Raw genomic sequence first — 14,735 nt, 5'->3', positions numbered from 1 at the left:
TTCTAGCGATTTAATGTGAAGTGTCAAACACTTTTTTACTTTTTTTATCTTCGCTTTAAAAGCGTAAGAAAAAGTCACATTGCCAGGCTGCTGCCTTAACTGATTTGGCTGACTAACCCTTGTGGTGTCTGCCGTGTCAGTGAGGGCGCATTATAGAGATCGAAATCACATTGGCAACCCCTTTTTCACTCTTTTTTGTAAAAACTTAGCTGTTCGGACAGAAAACAAACAAAAGCCTTATTTTTATAACTTTACTCAAGTTATAAACACAAGTTATCCACAGAATTATTCATTTCTGCCCGTTTTTTGCCTTTATATACCTAGCCCGTCCTGTTGCAGATCATCATCTTCATGTAAGCCACACTCTCTTTTAAGGCCAAAGAATCTTGTTTCTTCCTGATTCATACCTTCTTCTTGTTTACGGGTAGTGTGGTGATCACCTAGAGAGGTGTAGCCACTCTCTTTTAACGGATGATAAGGAAGATTGTTTTGCTCCAGATAATCTGCAACCTGCTCTTCACTCCAATCAACAATAGGTAAGAACTTAAAAACGCCATTCTGTACAGAGAGAACCGGCAGGTTACTACGTGATTCTGATTGCTCTCTTCTCAGGCCGGAAAACCAAACTGAAGCATCCAGCTCTTTCAGTGCCCTTCTCATAGGTTCAACTTTATTAAGCTGGTTGTATTTTTTGATTCCTTCAACACCTTGTAGCCACAACTGACCAAAACGCGCTTCCTGCCATGCAGGGCTTAGCTCTGATCGATATGTTTTGATATTAAGGCTAAGTTGCTCTGTGAGAGTATCTATAAACTGATAGGTCTCCGGGAACAGATATCCGGTATCGGTCAAAATTACCGGCACCTCTGGTTGCTGCTTAGTAACAAGCGACAGCATTACTGCCGCTTGAATTCCGAAACTTGAAGATACTACCTGCTGACCGGGCAGGTGCTCCTGTGCCCATTTGATCCTTTGCTCTGCACTGAGCTTTTCTAACTCCACATTAAGCTCTGCCAGATATAGGCTTTGCATCGCTTTGTTTTGCTGAAGCAGATCCGCCAGATGGTATTGTTTCTCTAATGAACTATGCATAGAAGTCCCTCTTGGATACGATGACTTCGTCAACAATGCCTGCTCTTATGACATAGTCACCAAAGGCTTCGTGCTCATTACGCTCTTTTGACCAGCGGGCAACTAGTTCATCAATCTCTTGTAAGATCTGCTTATCGGTAATGTTCTCTTTATACATCTTAGGAACACGAGTACCGGCTTTGTTACCACCAAGGTGGAGGTTATAGCGTCCCGGCGCTTTTCCTACTAAGCCAATTTCCGCCAGCATTGCCCGGCCACAGCCATTCGGACAGCCTGTTACTCTTAAGATAATGCTCTCTTCTTCAGGTAAGCCGTGTTTTTGCAAGATCTGCTCAACATCAGTAACAAATGAAGGAAGGAAGCGTTCAGCTTCAGCCATAGCCAGAGGACAAGTCGGAAATGCCACACATGCCATAGAGTTTTTACGCTGTTCCGTTGTTCCATCATTAATTAAGCCATGCTGACGGGCAATCTCTTCAATAACTCCAACTTGATCTTGTTCCACTCCGACAACAATCAGGTTCTGGTTAGCCGTCATACGGAAATCACCTTTATGGATTTTGGCGATTTCAGCTACTCCGGATTTAAGAGGCTTATCAGGGAAATCCAACAGACGACCATTCTCGATGAACAGCGTCAGGTGATGCTTGTTATCAATGCCTTTTATCCAGCCGATGCGATCCCCTCTTTCACTAAAGCTATATGCCCGTGACTCAGAGAAGCTAACACCCGCTCTTTTCTCAACTTCCGCTTTAAATACATCAATACCTACTCTGTCGAGTGTGTACTTGGTTTTGGCATTTTTACGGTTAGATCGGTTACCCCAATCGCGCTGAGTAGTAACGACAGCAGCAGCAACATCCAAGGTTTTATCCAGCGGTATAAAGCCAAAGTCATCGGCTTTTCTCGGATAAGTGGCAGTATCACCGTGAGTCATAGCCAGTCCGCCACCCACTAGTACATTAAAGCCCACCAGCTTGCCATCTTCTGCAATAGCGACAAAGTTCAGGTCATTGGCATGCACGTCCACATCATTTTGCGGTGGAATAACTACCGTAGTTTTAAATTTACGTGGCAGATAGTTGCTGCCTAGTATCGGCTCTTCATCGGTGGTTTCGACTTTTTCTCCATCCAGCCAGATCTCCGCATAGGCTCTGGTTTTAGGTAAAAGATGTTCACTGATCTTTTTCGCCCACTCATAAGCTTGTTGATGGAGTTCTGACTCAACCGGGTTACTGGTGCACAATACATTACGGTTTACGTCACCCGCTGTAGCAATGGAATCTATACCAATGCTGTTCAGCGTCTGATGCATAAGCTTAATTTGTGGTTTCAGAACACCATGAAACTGGAATGTCTGACGTGTTGTCAGGCGAATACTTCCGTAGCTGGTATGCTCATCGGCAAACTTATCAATGGCAAGCCACTGTTTAGGAGTAATAATCCCTCCCGGCATACGGGCACGCAACATAACGTTGTGCAATGGTTCCAACTTCTGTTTTGCGCGCTCATTACGAATGTCGCGGTCATCTTGCTGGTACATGCCATGGAAACGAATCAGTTGAAAGTTATCTGCGGTAAAGCCACCGGTAATACCGTCCTGAAGATCTTCTGTAATGGTTCCGCGTAGAAAGTTGCTCTCTCTTTTCAGACGTTCGTTATCTGACAGGGGACCAAGCACTTCATTTAGTACAACCTGTTCTGAATTCTGATTTTGCTTGCTCATTAGTACACGTCCCTCTGATAACGTTTTTCTTTTCGTAGTCCATTAATAAATGACTCTGCCTGTTCTGCTTCCAGCCCACCTTGGGTTTTGGCTATTTCAATAAGAGCGCTGTTGACATCTTTAGCCATATGACCGGCATCACCACAAACATAGATATGAGCACCCTGCTCTATCCACTGCCATACTTCTGCAGCGTTCTCTAATAACCGATCCTGCACATAGATCTTCTCTTTTTGATCGCGGCTAAAGGCAACATCCATACGGCTAAGAACGCCATCTTTAAGATATTTCTGCCACTCCACCTGATAGAGGAAGTCCTGAGTAAATGTACGATCTCCGAAGAATAGCCAGCTCTTTCCACTTGCGTCGCGGTTTTCCCGCTCCTGAATAAAGCTGCGGAAAGGTGCCACTCCGGTTCCCGGACCAATCATGATCACTGGGGTGTTATCGTCTTCCGGCAATTTGAAGTTGTTATTGTGTTCAACAAATACTTTTACCGGTTGATCTTCTTCTAGTCGCTGAGCCAAAAATCCTGATGCACCACCAAGGCGTGTAGACGAACCGTTCTGATACTCAACCAGTCCGACAGTCAGGTGAACTTCATCTTCCACTTCTGCCTGACTGGAAGCGATTGAATAGAGACGTGGTGTAAGGCGACGCAACAAACCAGTCAACTCAGCAACAGAAAGTTTCACCTTCTTCTCTGCCAGTACATCGGCTATCTGAGTCTTCCCTGCATAGGCACGAAGCTTTTCGTTGTCATCCACCAGCTTAAGTAGCTTTTTACTTCCGGAAAGTTCGGCGATTTTTTTAACTAACTGAGGATTAGCTGAGGTAATTTCGTATTTGGAGATCAGGGCATCACGAAGAGTAATGGTCTGTTCATCCAGTTCAATCTCTTCACTGCCTGACAGTCCTGTCTTGTTAAGGATCTCGTCTGCCAGCTCTGGGCTGTTCTCATACCAGACACCCAAGGTATCACCCGGCTGATAAGTAATACCGGAATCATCCAGATCAATTTCGATATGACGGATATCTTTACCTGAGTCTCTGCCTGTGATCTTCTGGTTAGTTAACAGTGTCGCGCTGTAAGGGTTGCTCTTCGAGTACTGACTCTGGGCAGAGTTCGCCACTGGTAACTGAACGACTTCAGCTTCAGGTGCACTTGTCAGAGCCTCTTCTACGATACTAAGGGCGCTATCAGACCACTCTTGTGCAGCCGTTTCATAATCAACATCGCAGTCGACACGTGGTAAAAAGGATTTTGCACCAAGCTTCGACAGGTATTGATCAAAGTCCTTACCTGTCTGACAGAAAAACTCATAGCTTGAATCTCCAAGAGCAATCACGCCGTATTGCAGCTTGTCCAGCTTAGGCGCTTTCTTTGATTGCAGAAATTCATGAAGTTCAATGGCATTATCCGGAGCTTCACCTTCACCGTTTGTCGAAGCGACAATAATGACATGGCTCTCTTTTGCCAGATTCTTACCTTTATAATCACTGGCATCATAAAGTTCTGTTTCGATACCTCTGGCTACTGCGCCTTGCTTTAGTTTCTCAGCAACGCCTTTGGCATTTCCTGTCTGAGAAGCGTAAATAATCGATAGTTTTCCTGCCGGTGCAGGTTGAGAAGCTACAGATACTTGAGGTGCAGCAGTAAACCCTGCCGGCTGATGTTGGCTTATTCCCCAGAAATATCCGCTCACCCATGCTAACTGCTGAGGTGAGAGTTCAGATATTGCCTGCTTGAGTTGTTCTGTTTGCTGGTCGTTTAATGGACTAGCCAGCGAAGAGAGTTCCTTTAATAACATAGTCACGACATTCCTATTCATTGCGTAACGATAGATTAACCACTCCTTTTAATAACAAGAAAGAATAGAAGTTTATGTTTTATAACTTTTGGAGATATAACTTGGGTTACCTCTCTTCAATCCTTACCTGATGAAAGCCTACAGCCATTGCTGATTTTGATGCTACATCCAGATCTACGTACTGACACTCTTCTCCCTGAGCGTCGGTTAATAACACAAAGCCTCCCCGGGCATGCCTGAATTCAACCACCCAGCTCCCATCCTGAATAGATGGCTCGATGATAGCCTCGACCAATTGATTATCCCGATATAAAGCCTTTAATTCCGTAAGAGTCATAGCCGGTATCCTTACTTGTCCACTAACTAAATCCGAGTTTCCTCCATAATAAGCATGGACTATTACTAATAATTTACTAACTAATTCACAAACGATATAAGCATTAGTTATATTGAAAGTCAGATTTAAAGCTATTTGGTAAGAAGCGGAGAGCGGCTCAGAAGACTAGCAACCGGCCAAAATGCCGGTTGCCAAATCAGTTTCGATAGGAGTATTAGCGCGCTGATATAAAATAGTTCTTATAGAACCAGACACCGAATGCGATAGCTATCAGCCATGGAAGCAGTTTAAGGGCAAAGCCAAGCATGCCTAAGACAAACATAATGACAAACGAGGCAACTATTGCCAGAAATACCGTCATCATGGTTACCCCTGTAAACACCAGCACAGCCAAAAAAACAAATAAAAACAGTAGTTCAAACATAATCATTCTCCTCTTTAACTGATAACAGCAGGATTCAGGCCAACTTGCTCAGTAAAGAAAAACTTATACAGATCATGCAATTAAAAAAAGAGAGCAACTTAGTTACTCTCTCTTTAATATTTAGACTGGTTAAATTTGCCAACTTATTGGTGAATCTTACACACCAAGTTCTGCAGGAATCTTGGCTAACGCCGTTTCGACGACTTCTATTCCTGCTCCTTTTTTATGAGCATTCTCACTGATATAGCGTCGCCACTGGCGTGCTCCCGGCATATTCTGAAACAGCCCAAGCATATGTCTGGTGATATGACCCAGATAAGCCCCTTCAGAGAGTTGCTTCTCTATATATGGGTACATCTCTTCAACAACCTGACTGCGCTTCTTCACCGGAGTGTCTGCACCAAAGATAACCCGATCAACTTCTGATAACAGATAAGGGCTCTGATATGCCTCACGCCCGACCATTACGCCATCAAGGTACTGCAAATGTTCCAGAGACTCTGCCAATGTTTTGATACCACCGTTAACACTCACATTCAGGTGCGGGAAATCTTTCTTGATCTGGTAAGCACGGGGATAATCCAGCGGTGGGATCTCTCTGTTCTCTTTCGGGCTTAAACCACTCAGCCAGGCTTTTCGGGCATGGATAGTAAAATCGTCACAACCACCATTTTCATGCACTGTAGAAATAAAGCGGGTCAGAAACTCATAAGAGTCCTGCTCATCAATACCGATACGGGTTTTTACTGTAACAGGAATACTCACCACATCTTTCATTGCTTTAATGCAGTCAGCAACCAGATCCGGTTCGGCCATCAGGCATGCACCAAAGCGTCCGTTCTGCACCCGGTCTGAAGGGCAGCCTACGTTCAGGTTTATCTCATCATAACCACGCTGCTCCGCCAATTTTGCACACTTGGCCAGATCAGAAACATTCGAACCACCAAGCTGAAGTGCTACCGGATGCTCTTCCTCGTTATAAGCGAGAAAATCGCCTTTACCATGGATAATCGCTCCCGTTGTTACCATTTCCGTATAAAGCAGAGACTCTTTAGTCAGTAGTCTGTGAAAATAGCGACAATGCCTGTCAGTCCAATCGAGCATGGGTGCAATAGAAAAGCGGGAACTGTTGAAATCACTGGCCGAATTAGTAGTGGTCATGTTTTATCTCATTTACCGATACTGTATAAATGTACAGTAATTAGCTAGAATTGCGCTCAATATCTTCAACCAGTACGCATTTAGTACGTATGGCGAGAGTAGGACAATGGCATCATTCAGCATTAAAAAACGTAAACTAGCCAGCGGCGAATTACGCTTCACCGTAGACATAGTCGTTAAAAAGAATTCGGCGATTATACACAGAGAATCGAAAACTTTTAAAAAGAAAGATCATGCTCGCTCTTATGGCATGAAAAGAGTTAACGATTTAGAAAATCCGGACACGAACCGGCTTAAATCCGTACCACTATCCGTACTATTTGATTTGTATATGGATACACGCGAACTATGGGACAAAACCGGACGAACCAAGCAGTATGTTATTCGTATGCTCCGCGATTGTGATATTGCGAAGATAGATAGTAATGAACTACTAACTAGTGACTTAATTGAGCATTGTAAGAACCGAAAAGGTGCAGGAGCAAAGCCCGTTACTATTTATCACGACATTGCTTATTTGCGTTCTGTTATGAAAAAAGCAAAGCCAGTATTCAACATCGCAGCCAATTACCAGATTTTTGAAGAAGCAGTACCTGTTCTGACCGATATGAACCTTGTCGGAAAAAGTAACAAAAGAACCCGCCGCCCAACTTCTGAAGAGTTGGTATTGCTGAGAGAAGGTTTAGTTGCACGCCAAGATTTCAGATCAAACGGTAAAACCAGAATACCATTTACTGACATACTGGATTTCAGCATTCTAACCTGTATGCGTATCGGTGAAGTCTGCAAGCTTCGCTGGGAAGATCTCAACGAAGAACATAAAACTGTTCTGGTACGGGACAGGAAAGATCCACGTAAAAAGGCAGGTAATCATATGATTGTACCGTTGTTGGGTGAATCTTTTGATATTGCTATGCGTCAGCCTAATAAGAATGAGCTTATTTTTCCCTACAACCCCCGCAGTGTAACCGCAGGCTTTCAGCGAGTCAGAAATAGTCTTGGTATTGAGGATTTACGCTATCACGATTTAAGACGGGAAGGTGCAAGCCGGTTGTTTGAGAAAGGTTATTCTATTGAAGAAGTTGCGCAGGTTACCGGGCATAGAAATCTGAATATACTTTGGCAAGTTTATACTCAACTGTTTCCACATAAGCTTCACGAGAGATAGATACGAAGTCATTTTTTACATGTATATACACCCAGTTGATATGAACAAGGTGTTAGTGATAACTTGGCTTAACAAAAATCTATATTTCAATACCTTAATCAAAATAGGAGTTTATGTGATGGGAGTACTAGGAGATCAACCTGTCAGGACACAGTATCGTGTTCGAGAAGATGATTTGGAGATGTTTTTAAGTAGAGCACAAGAATTAGCTGACACATACTCCACGTCTATAGAAGCAGTCATTGAGGCAAAAAAAGCCCTTGAATTAGAAAGAAAAAATAACATTCAAGTAGAGTCAGGGGATTACTCAGATGAGCACATGGGAGGACTTGGCGAAATACTGAGTCGAATTGCAAATGCACTTGAAGATAGAAAATAGGCAACGATACTTATGACAGTTGGTAGCGAAGAAATATATGCAGAAACAAAAGATTCATTAGAAAGAATTCAACAATTCGATGCGACATCTTTAGCCAGAGAGAGTGAACTAGGAAGCACCCTTAATTTTTCGGAAGCGATAGCACCTGCACAATTGTTGATAGATCTTTACAAAAGATTATCAATATCTGCTTTACAAGATTTTCCAGATAGCGTTTTATCATCAATACGAAATTATGCAAATGATCATTACAAGGTCTTTAACCAAATACTTCAATTTGATGTAAGTTCCCACCAAAACCCTACAAGTGTTCGAAACACTTACATTCAAAATATAATTAACGCCTATGAGCCAGCTTTCCAAGGCTTACATGAGTATATATCTTATTCCTTACATCGTTCAGCAGACTTCCAACGGCTAGACTCTGACGCACGTGCAACACTTCAATCGATAGAAGACAAATCAGAAAAGATATCTGCATCTCTAGCTACTCATGAAAAAGACGCTAAAACAGTATTAGAAGAAATTAGACGAGTGGCTGCGGAAGAAGGTGTAACCAAACAAGCTGCACACTTTAACTCTGAATATGAATTTCATACAAACGAAGCAGAAACTTGGAAATCAAATGCGATCAAATTGGCCTTTGCGTTAGGTGTCTTTGCTGTCCTATCTCTTTTCTTACACAAAATACCGTGGCTAAAGCCTGAAACAACATATGATGCGATTCAATTGGCGTTAAGTAAATTCTTAATATTTTTTGTTATGGCTTATATGTTATTTCTTGCCTCTAAGAATTTTTTAAATCATAAACACAATGCCATCGTTAACAAACATCGACAAAATGCACTTATGACACATACTGCATTGGTTGAAGCATCAGGTGACGAAGGGGTTAGAGACGCAGTTTTACTACAAGCTTCAAGTTGTATTTTCTCCCCTCAACCTACTGGATATACCTCTGCATCAAATGACGACATATCTAATCAAAAATCAGTTGTCGAAATATTGTCTAAACCTGTTGCTCAGGCAGTAAGAGAGATGAGTAAATAAGCTAATATGGAATACAAGAGCCAGTTTACATGGCTCTTGTGTTCTAAGTTACTCTAAGCGATTTTTCTTTTTAGCTATTGCTGCCTCTAGCTCTCCATGCTGTAAGCGGGCTTTCCCCAACTTTTGTTTCTCCTGCTTTCCAATTTCTATTAGAGCATCACGATTTTCTTGAGTCTGTCTTTTACCTGCTTTTCTAAGGTGTCGGTTCAGCTCATGTTCTTGACCAAAGTTTACTAGTGAGTGATCTACATCTGCCATATTTCCTCCATAGCTATGAATTAGGCAATAAGCACTATATGGCATATACCTGATCAATTTAGTGATACAGGTTGGAGTTGATTAAAAGACTTTGGTCTCCAGACGAATCAATCGATTATTCTGCTTCCAAAACAAACCGATGATAATAATGGTAGAAGGGGGCATACCCATTGATGTTAAGTACTGCATTAGCTCTATCATAGTTACCCCCACTTCCTTTTAGCGAAAGCTTCCCACATAGGAAGAATAAAGCGCCTGAATCCAAGTGAATGAATTACTACGGACGCTACAAGATACTTAAACCACTCAGGCATGGTTTCCAGTACTGCAAAACCTTCACGGACGTAGCTAACTAAATCCGGAAAGAAGCACATGATCACCGGAATGAAGGTGACGATTAATAGAAACTCATCTTTCCAGCCCACCTGCTTAATGCTGAGAGCATCTAACTCACTCGCGCTCAAGTTGCCTTGCTGAGTATGCTCAAGGCGCTTAGATTGCTCTTCAGCTTTGATTTCCCGCTCTTTTGCTTTCTCTTCACGCTTGCCTTTGATGCTGTCGGTAACCATACCAAGCATTGAACTCACGATAATTCCGAGCATTAGGCATACTCCTTTTTATCCAGTTCAACATGTGGACCATCTTTAAAGCTTGTCCAGTCGCCGCCCCAGACAATCGGGATATTGAGTTCACGAGAGGCTTGTTTGAACGCCCAGCTTACTTGCTCGTAGTAACTAAAGCCCCATGTACCTTTACCATCTTCGTCGTAAACCATGAAATCGACAGCGTGACCGGATTGGTGCCGGCTCTTTTTGCTGTACCCGTCAAGCTGGCTTGCTCCACGTTTAAAGAGTGCGTTTTGCTCTTCCTTTGTGCGCTTGCCGGACGTGATACCAAAATCAAACGGGCTAAGCTCTAACGCACGTTTAACTACTTTTTTAAGATCAGGGTGAACGCCTATCATGTTGGCTTCACTGCGGGCTGATAGCACCCAGCCCCCGACCGTTTTATCTATTTTTTTCTTATTCATCAGATAAATTCCTATTAAAAACAAAGGCAGAAAGTAAATAGCTTTCATTCGGATCACTCCGATTCTTCAGACTCTGGAGCTACATACGGCGCAACCTCACCATAAACGCCGTTATTCAGGTCATTGAACAGCTCGCGCCCCATTGCTTCACAGTCGAACTTATCCGCCGTGTATGGCAGAGATTCAAACTGGAATTCAGCAAAGGCGATCTCACAGTCAATCGTGGTTTGGTCTGCTGATGAATAACGAATGTTTGTCACACCTAGAACAGTGCGCTTTTCGTTGCGATTTAAGAAATATTCTCTTTTCATTTATGAAATCCTTAGGAACAGGCCTGTCATGTCTCTGTTGCTGTAATTTGTGCCCATTGAAACCAACTTCCACACTCCGGACAGCGAAATATCTTCACCATAGGGCTGCTCCCACTGCCCAGCCCTGCGCACTTTAAGATTGCCCCCTGAGATGTTTTGTCCGCACTTTAATCCGTTAACAATGTAATTGGTGTGCTGAGCCACGGTGTACGTATCCACTGCGCCAAACGTGCGACTGTTCTGACCTGCGATTGCAGTGTTTTTGGCATCCTGAGCCAGCGCATAAGCCGAATCCGCTTTTGCCTGTGCGCTATCGCCTTTTGATACACCGCTATTAGCTGTTTGCTTTGCACTCTCTACATCAAGGGAAACTTGCTCTATAGAGCCGGTGAGCTCAGAAGCTTTATTGCTCAGTGCCGAGGACACCAGCCCCACAGACTTCTCACTGGCAGCCACATCAGAGCGGCTGCCATCGGTTTTATCCGACAGTGCCACTTGTTCAGGAAACTCAATCTTTGCCGGTGCCGGAATGACATAACTCATGCGGTCACCTCCGATACGTAAAGCTTGCAGTCGGTTGGAATGAGCACATCCATTTCAGCGCCGTTGGTGAGTACGAACGCTTCACCTGCTCGCAGCTCATAACCGCGCTCAGCATAGCCGCCCAACCAAAGAGACTGGCTGTTTCCGTCTGCTGCTTTAATGATGAGTTCAGCGCGGCTGGCATTACCGGTTATTGTCCCGGACTTAGTCATGGTGTCTTTGGGAATAAAACGCAGGTTTGATTTGTCCTCCCCGACTACATGCACCTTTTGAACTTCTGGTGTCTGTGGCATGTTGACCACATTCACCTTCTGCTCGTTTGGCCAGTTGGTCACTTCCGTTTTTACCTTCTGCTCAGGGTCAAGCTCTACCGGCTGACGGTGACCACCAAAGTGCACCTCAAAATCTTCAATGGATAAATCCGCATTGATATTAAGCTTTGAACCATCCACGCCAGCGGTAAACGGCACATCAGAGCAAAGCAGCTCAATGTTGCCGTCCACGCCGTTTTGAGTGATAACCAGCTCTGTGAACTCGCTTTCAACATCAAAGGTAAAGCCGCGATAGATATCCATTGTCCGGCCGTTCGCTATCACCTGAACTTCTTCGCCTTTTGACAGATGGATGTAGCGGCCTGTAATCGAGACCGGTACGGTTTTACCTGTTGTTAAATATTGCTCGTATTTCATTTGCTACTTACCTTTTCTAAACGCCAGCCATGCCACGATGACAATCACTACCGCAATCACAATCAGTGAGATTTTCTGGTTCTCCAACACATCGGACGCGCCGCCCGTATTAGTGGACTTAATCGTTGATTGAATGCCTTTTAAAAGCTGCGCATTACTTGAGTTCTGGCTGTTCTGCAGAGCCGCTAAGGTATCCAGAGAGCCGTTACTCACGTCTGCAAACTTATCGAGTGCCATATCAGAAATATTCGCCACGGTGTTTAATGCCGCTTTTGATACTTCCACATTGCCGTCTATGGCTTTGACACTGGCATTGCCCGCCGTTTTTACCGCTTCATTAACCGACTCAAACCCCTCTTCGGCCATGTTCTCAGCAAAATCAAAACTTGCTTTGATAGCGCCGCCGTCAAGAACGTTGTTGGTTGTGGTGTTATTAGTAACGCTACTCTGGGAGCTTTTACTTTTACTCATCTCAGCCCCCCAGTTTTACGCGGTACACACCCATATCAGCGTCATTGGTCTGCCATTCGATTTTGAACGGCTTCCAGCTCTTAATGAGTTTAAGCAGCAGCTTTTCCCGCTTATCGCTCTCATCTACATGAAAACGGATATACGTTGCGCCAGCCCGCGCCGCCGCATCATAAAAACGCTGTGCCCACTTTTTCAGGCCGCGACCAAGAGAAGCCACCCAGACCACCTCATGGCCTCCACTTGGCAGCGCATCCACACGGCTGATAATGATGAGCTCACCTGCTTGATAGATTTCACCGCGACCCATCGCGCAATCGCGTTTTATCTCTTCGATGATGTGAGGCAGAAACCCTTCAGCCTGTAGCCGTGCCTGAAGCTCTAATGACCAGCCGATTTTGTTTACTTTTTCCATAGCATCACCACCAAAAGAAACACCAAACCAAACATGAGATATTTTTGTATCTGGCCGCCTGAGGTTTGAGGTACGGACGTACCGTTATAAAACGTGACGTTACCCGTACCACCACCCTGAAAATCACCGTTGGTAGCGGATGAAGAAGAGGAGGGACTTATACCGCCCGCACCACCAGAAATACCACCTGATAATCCAAACATCAGAGATACCCCTTTTTCTTTGCCCATAGGTATCCAGCGACTAACAGCACCAGATACACAACCGGAGGAATGCGCCCAGTTTTACCGCCTGTTACGGCTTCAACCGTTTCAGTGGTTCCCCACCACCCAGTCAATAAGCCGCCACCAAAAACCACGGGGATTAATAACAAAGGCATACTTCCCCCTATTTCCCTTTAAACAACAATGCCAAGATAATCAGCACCAGTACGATGCCGCCGCCTACCATCATCAGCTTGCGGTTTTCTGCGTCTTTCTCACGCTGGTAGTTAAGCTGGTCGGTTTGCAGTTGGACACGCGCTTGCTCGGTGCGGGTAGCGTTCTCATTGGTGACGCGCTCAACGTCCGCCTGTTTATTAGCGGTCACGTTGTCATAAACGCCTTTACTAAAGTCCAGCGCATCACCAAAAAAACCACCTACGCTGTCAGTGATACCTTCGTACCAAGGCGTATTGGATGCCGTCTCCCCTGTTGCAGGATTACTAGCCATTAGCGCCCCCTTAGCTTACTTGCGCTTCGACTTCCAACAGCTCAACATAAAACTCAACTTCACCGGTTGTAGCTTTATCAAGCTCCAGTTTCAGCGAGTTCAGCGCCGCCGGAATGAATGCCGTATCATTCGCCCAGCCAAGCTCAACGAAATCAATCCAGAAACCTTTTGCCGGTGGCTTCTTATCGCCATAGCGTTGCTGGTTGTAGATGAGATCTTCCACTGAGATTTCACGCTCTACCGCTGTATCACGGCGAATGGCGATTTTCTTAATATCGTCATTCTCAGTCGTTACGAACATACGGCGAATGCGGTTGTTCATACCGGCAAATGGGAAGTCATGCTTTTGCAGGCCAACCAGTGAGTGTGTTACTGAGGTGTGCAAAAACTTGATTTGGTCAAAACGAACCGCCTGAGCGGTACTCACCCGCGCCGTTGCGGAGAAGCTTGGGATTTCAGGGTCGCCAGAAGCGCGTGGATTGACTTTGATTTTCAGCGTTAAACGCTCACCATCAAGCATCACCAGCTCACCACGGCGAATACCAAGCAGGGTTTTCAGGTTTTCATCGGCAAAGTCGATGGTCAGGCGGGTTTCTGTTGCGCCATCTACGCCTTTGATTTGCGTATCATTCTTCAGGTACTCATCACGCTCACGGAAGAAATCTGCTGGTACACCGAACACTTCACGGCCATTACGCTCTAGGGAGACGCGGCCAAGACGTTTAAGGGGTAAATCGAACTTAACGCAGATAGATGAGTAGGTATAAAGGTCAGTAATATCAAGCACCGCCTCTTTACCGTACGGGTTACCATTACGAAACGGCGGTAAGTCCACCTGACGGACGTCATAAACGCCTTTTGCCTGAACGCGTGCCGCTTGTTCTTGTTGTGCTGAAGCCATTTTTTTCTCTCTTATTTAGATTAAAACCAATAGAAACAAGGTTTAGACGCTAGTCGTCCAAACCCACTTTTTCAGCGACATCATTCAATGCAGACACGTTGTGAATCGCGTACATCACCAGCAGCATCACCACCACGGCAACCGCTACCACTTTCCACTGAGATTTTGTAATTCCGAACATATTTTCGAATCCTTTACTAACAAATAAATTGAATGCAATTTTGTACATGCTTAACCGCCATAACTGGCTGAGGAGTTTTC

21 protein-coding genes are annotated in these 14,735 nt (G+C 44.5%); 3 read left to right on the top strand and 18 right to left on the bottom strand.

Features of this window, described 5'->3' with window-relative positions; all coding sequences use genetic code 11:
• Window positions 1-312: 312 nt before the first annotated feature.
• The 6 genes from PK654_RS01340 to dusA form a co-directional block, all read right to left on the bottom strand.
• The gene (locus tag PK654_RS01340; RefSeq protein ID WP_271697231.1) at window positions 313-1,092 is read right to left on the bottom strand and encodes a phosphoadenylyl-sulfate reductase; all 780 of its coding nucleotides are present in this window, start codon (window positions 1,090-1,092) and stop codon (window positions 313-315) included.
• Window positions 1,085-2,818: an assimilatory sulfite reductase (NADPH) hemoprotein subunit gene (cysI, locus tag PK654_RS01335; RefSeq protein WP_271697229.1), complete on the bottom strand. Its 1,734-nt coding sequence runs from the start codon at window positions 2,816-2,818 to the stop codon at window positions 1,085-1,087. Before cysI ends, PK654_RS01340 begins: the two co-directional genes overlap by 8 nt.
• Window positions 2,818-4,650, bottom strand: a complete 1,833-nt coding sequence (locus PK654_RS01330; RefSeq protein WP_443088719.1) for an assimilatory sulfite reductase (NADPH) flavoprotein subunit — start codon at window positions 4,648-4,650, stop codon at window positions 2,818-2,820. The genes cysI and PK654_RS01330 overlap by 1 nt, the downstream gene beginning before the upstream one ends.
• A gap of 85 nt (window positions 4,651-4,735) precedes the next feature.
• Complete coding sequence (locus tag PK654_RS01325; protein ID WP_271697225.1) at window positions 4,736-4,966, bottom strand: hypothetical protein; 231 nt, start codon at window positions 4,964-4,966, stop codon at window positions 4,736-4,738.
• A gap of 214 nt (window positions 4,967-5,180) precedes the next feature.
• On the bottom strand, window positions 5,181-5,390 hold the full coding sequence (gene pspG / locus PK654_RS01320; protein ID WP_271697223.1) for an envelope stress response protein PspG: 210 nt from the start codon (window positions 5,388-5,390) through the stop codon (window positions 5,181-5,183).
• Between the two features lie 156 nt (window positions 5,391-5,546).
• Window positions 5,547-6,551 carry a tRNA dihydrouridine(20/20a) synthase DusA gene (gene dusA / locus PK654_RS01315; RefSeq protein ID WP_271697222.1) on the bottom strand — a complete coding sequence of 335 codons (1,005 nt, stop codon included), beginning with the start codon at window positions 6,549-6,551 and terminating at the stop codon, window positions 5,547-5,549.
• Window positions 6,552-6,657: 106 nt separating this feature from the next.
• Between dusA and PK654_RS01310 the strand changes: the two genes are divergently transcribed.
• The 3 genes from PK654_RS01310 (at window position 6,658) to PK654_RS01300 (ending at window position 9,148) form a co-directional block, all read left to right on the top strand.
• A complete protein-coding gene (locus PK654_RS01310) occupies window positions 6,658-7,719 on the top strand; it encodes a site-specific integrase (RefSeq protein ID WP_271697220.1) in 1,062 nt (353 codons plus the stop codon).
• Window positions 7,720-7,834: 115 nt separating this feature from the next.
• On the top strand, window positions 7,835-8,098 hold the full coding sequence (locus PK654_RS01305; protein WP_271697218.1) for a hypothetical protein: 264 nt from the start codon (window positions 7,835-7,837) through the stop codon (window positions 8,096-8,098).
• A 12-nt stretch (window positions 8,099-8,110) separates the two neighbouring features.
• Window positions 8,111-9,148: a hypothetical protein gene (locus PK654_RS01300; RefSeq protein ID WP_271697217.1), complete on the top strand. Its 1,038-nt coding sequence runs from the start codon at window positions 8,111-8,113 to the stop codon at window positions 9,146-9,148.
• Between the two features lie 48 nt (window positions 9,149-9,196).
• Here PK654_RS01300 and PK654_RS01295 read toward each other — a convergent pair whose 3' ends face one another.
• The 12 genes from PK654_RS01295 to PK654_RS01240 all read right to left on the bottom strand — a co-directional run bounded on the left by PK654_RS01295 (window position 9,197) and on the right by PK654_RS01240 (window position 14,655).
• A complete protein-coding gene (locus PK654_RS01295) occupies window positions 9,197-9,406 on the bottom strand; it encodes a hypothetical protein (RefSeq protein WP_271697216.1) in 210 nt (69 codons plus the stop codon).
• Window positions 9,407-9,609: 203 nt separating this feature from the next.
• Window positions 9,610-10,008, bottom strand: coding sequence for a hypothetical protein (locus PK654_RS01290; protein WP_271697215.1), 399 nt, complete (start codon window positions 10,006-10,008; stop codon window positions 9,610-9,612).
• Window positions 10,008-10,436, bottom strand: coding sequence for a M15 family metallopeptidase (locus PK654_RS01285; protein ID WP_271697213.1), 429 nt, complete (start codon window positions 10,434-10,436; stop codon window positions 10,008-10,010). The genes PK654_RS01290 and PK654_RS01285 overlap by 1 nt, the downstream gene beginning before the upstream one ends.
• Window positions 10,437-10,489: 53 nt before the next feature.
• A complete protein-coding gene (locus tag PK654_RS01280; RefSeq protein ID WP_271697212.1) occupies window positions 10,490-10,696 on the bottom strand; it encodes a hypothetical protein in 207 nt (68 codons plus the stop codon).
• Window positions 10,697-10,747: 51 nt separating this feature from the next.
• Window positions 10,748-11,290 carry a hypothetical protein gene (locus PK654_RS01275; protein WP_271697211.1) on the bottom strand — a complete coding sequence of 181 codons (543 nt, stop codon included), beginning with the start codon at window positions 11,288-11,290 and terminating at the stop codon, window positions 10,748-10,750.
• Window positions 11,287-11,979, bottom strand: a complete 693-nt coding sequence (locus PK654_RS01270) for a hypothetical protein (protein ID WP_271697210.1) — start codon at window positions 11,977-11,979, stop codon at window positions 11,287-11,289. Before PK654_RS01270 ends, PK654_RS01275 begins: the two co-directional genes overlap by 4 nt.
• 3 nt (window positions 11,980-11,982) lie before the next feature.
• On the bottom strand, window positions 11,983-12,450 hold the full coding sequence (locus tag PK654_RS01265) for a hypothetical protein (protein WP_271697209.1): 468 nt from the start codon (window positions 12,448-12,450) through the stop codon (window positions 11,983-11,985).
• Between the two features lies 1 nt (window position 12,451).
• Window positions 12,452-12,862 carry a hypothetical protein gene (locus PK654_RS01260; protein ID WP_271697208.1) on the bottom strand — a complete coding sequence of 137 codons (411 nt, stop codon included), beginning with the start codon at window positions 12,860-12,862 and terminating at the stop codon, window positions 12,452-12,454.
• Window positions 12,850-13,092, bottom strand: a complete 243-nt coding sequence (locus PK654_RS01255) for a hypothetical protein (RefSeq protein ID WP_271697207.1) — start codon at window positions 13,090-13,092, stop codon at window positions 12,850-12,852. Before PK654_RS01255 ends, PK654_RS01260 begins: the two co-directional genes overlap by 13 nt.
• 157 nt (window positions 13,093-13,249) lie before the next feature.
• Window positions 13,250-13,573 carry a hypothetical protein gene (locus PK654_RS01250; protein ID WP_271697206.1) on the bottom strand — a complete coding sequence of 108 codons (324 nt, stop codon included), beginning with the start codon at window positions 13,571-13,573 and terminating at the stop codon, window positions 13,250-13,252.
• A gap of 10 nt (window positions 13,574-13,583) precedes the next feature.
• Complete coding sequence (locus PK654_RS01245; RefSeq protein ID WP_271697204.1) at window positions 13,584-14,474, bottom strand: major capsid protein P2; 891 nt, start codon at window positions 14,472-14,474, stop codon at window positions 13,584-13,586.
• 49 nt (window positions 14,475-14,523) lie between these two features.
• A complete protein-coding gene (locus tag PK654_RS01240; protein ID WP_271697203.1) occupies window positions 14,524-14,655 on the bottom strand; it encodes a hypothetical protein in 132 nt (43 codons plus the stop codon).
• Window positions 14,656-14,735: the final 80 nt, after the last annotated feature.

Origin of the sequence: Vibrio sp. SCSIO 43137, from assembly GCF_028201475.1 — a bacterium.
Taxonomy (GTDB): Bacteria; Pseudomonadota; Gammaproteobacteria; order Enterobacterales; family Vibrionaceae; genus Vibrio.
The sequence above is the reverse complement of the archived record's forward strand: the minus strand, read 5'-3'. Positions and strand labels throughout refer to the sequence as shown.

Coding starts and splice junctions, on each gene's coding strand:
- PK654_RS01340 (WP_271697231.1), bottom strand. CDS start 1,092: ATGCATAGTTCATTAGAGAAACAATACCATCTGGCGGATCTGCTTCAG.
- cysI (WP_271697229.1), bottom strand. CDS start 2,818: ATGAGCAAGCAAAATCAGAATTCAGAACAGGTTGTACTAAATGAAGTG.
- PK654_RS01330 (WP_443088719.1), bottom strand. CDS start 4,650: ATGAATAGGAATGTCGTGACTATGTTATTAAAGGAACTCTCTTCGCTG.
- PK654_RS01325 (WP_271697225.1), bottom strand. CDS start 4,966: ATGACTCTTACGGAATTAAAGGCTTTATATCGGGATAATCAATTGGTC.
- pspG (WP_271697223.1), bottom strand. CDS start 5,390: ATGTTTGAACTACTGTTTTTATTTGTTTTTTTGGCTGTGCTGGTGTTT.
- dusA (WP_271697222.1), bottom strand. CDS start 6,551: ATGACCACTACTAATTCGGCCAGTGATTTCAACAGTTCCCGCTTTTCT.
- PK654_RS01310 (WP_271697220.1), top strand. CDS start 6,658: ATGGCATCATTCAGCATTAAAAAACGTAAACTAGCCAGCGGCGAATTA.
- PK654_RS01300 (WP_271697217.1), top strand. CDS start 8,111: ATGACAGTTGGTAGCGAAGAAATATATGCAGAAACAAAAGATTCATTA.
- PK654_RS01295 (WP_271697216.1), bottom strand. CDS start 9,406: ATGGCAGATGTAGATCACTCACTAGTAAACTTTGGTCAAGAACATGAG.
- PK654_RS01290 (WP_271697215.1), bottom strand. CDS start 10,008: ATGCTCGGAATTATCGTGAGTTCAATGCTTGGTATGGTTACCGACAGC.
- PK654_RS01285 (WP_271697213.1), bottom strand. CDS start 10,436: ATGAATAAGAAAAAAATAGATAAAACGGTCGGGGGCTGGGTGCTATCA.
- PK654_RS01275 (WP_271697211.1), bottom strand. CDS start 11,290: ATGAGTTATGTCATTCCGGCACCGGCAAAGATTGAGTTTCCTGAACAA.
- PK654_RS01270 (WP_271697210.1), bottom strand. CDS start 11,979: ATGAAATACGAGCAATATTTAACAACAGGTAAAACCGTACCGGTCTCG.
- PK654_RS01265 (WP_271697209.1), bottom strand. CDS start 12,450: ATGAGTAAAAGTAAAAGCTCCCAGAGTAGCGTTACTAATAACACCACA.
- PK654_RS01260 (WP_271697208.1), bottom strand. CDS start 12,862: ATGGAAAAAGTAAACAAAATCGGCTGGTCATTAGAGCTTCAGGCACGG.
- PK654_RS01255 (WP_271697207.1), bottom strand. CDS start 13,092: ATGGGCAAAGAAAAAGGGGTATCTCTGATGTTTGGATTATCAGGTGGT.
- PK654_RS01250 (WP_271697206.1), bottom strand. CDS start 13,573: ATGGCTAGTAATCCTGCAACAGGGGAGACGGCATCCAATACGCCTTGG.
- PK654_RS01245 (WP_271697204.1), bottom strand. CDS start 14,474: ATGGCTTCAGCACAACAAGAACAAGCGGCACGCGTTCAGGCAAAAGGC.
- PK654_RS01240 (WP_271697203.1), bottom strand. CDS start 14,655: ATGTTCGGAATTACAAAATCTCAGTGGAAAGTGGTAGCGGTTGCCGTG.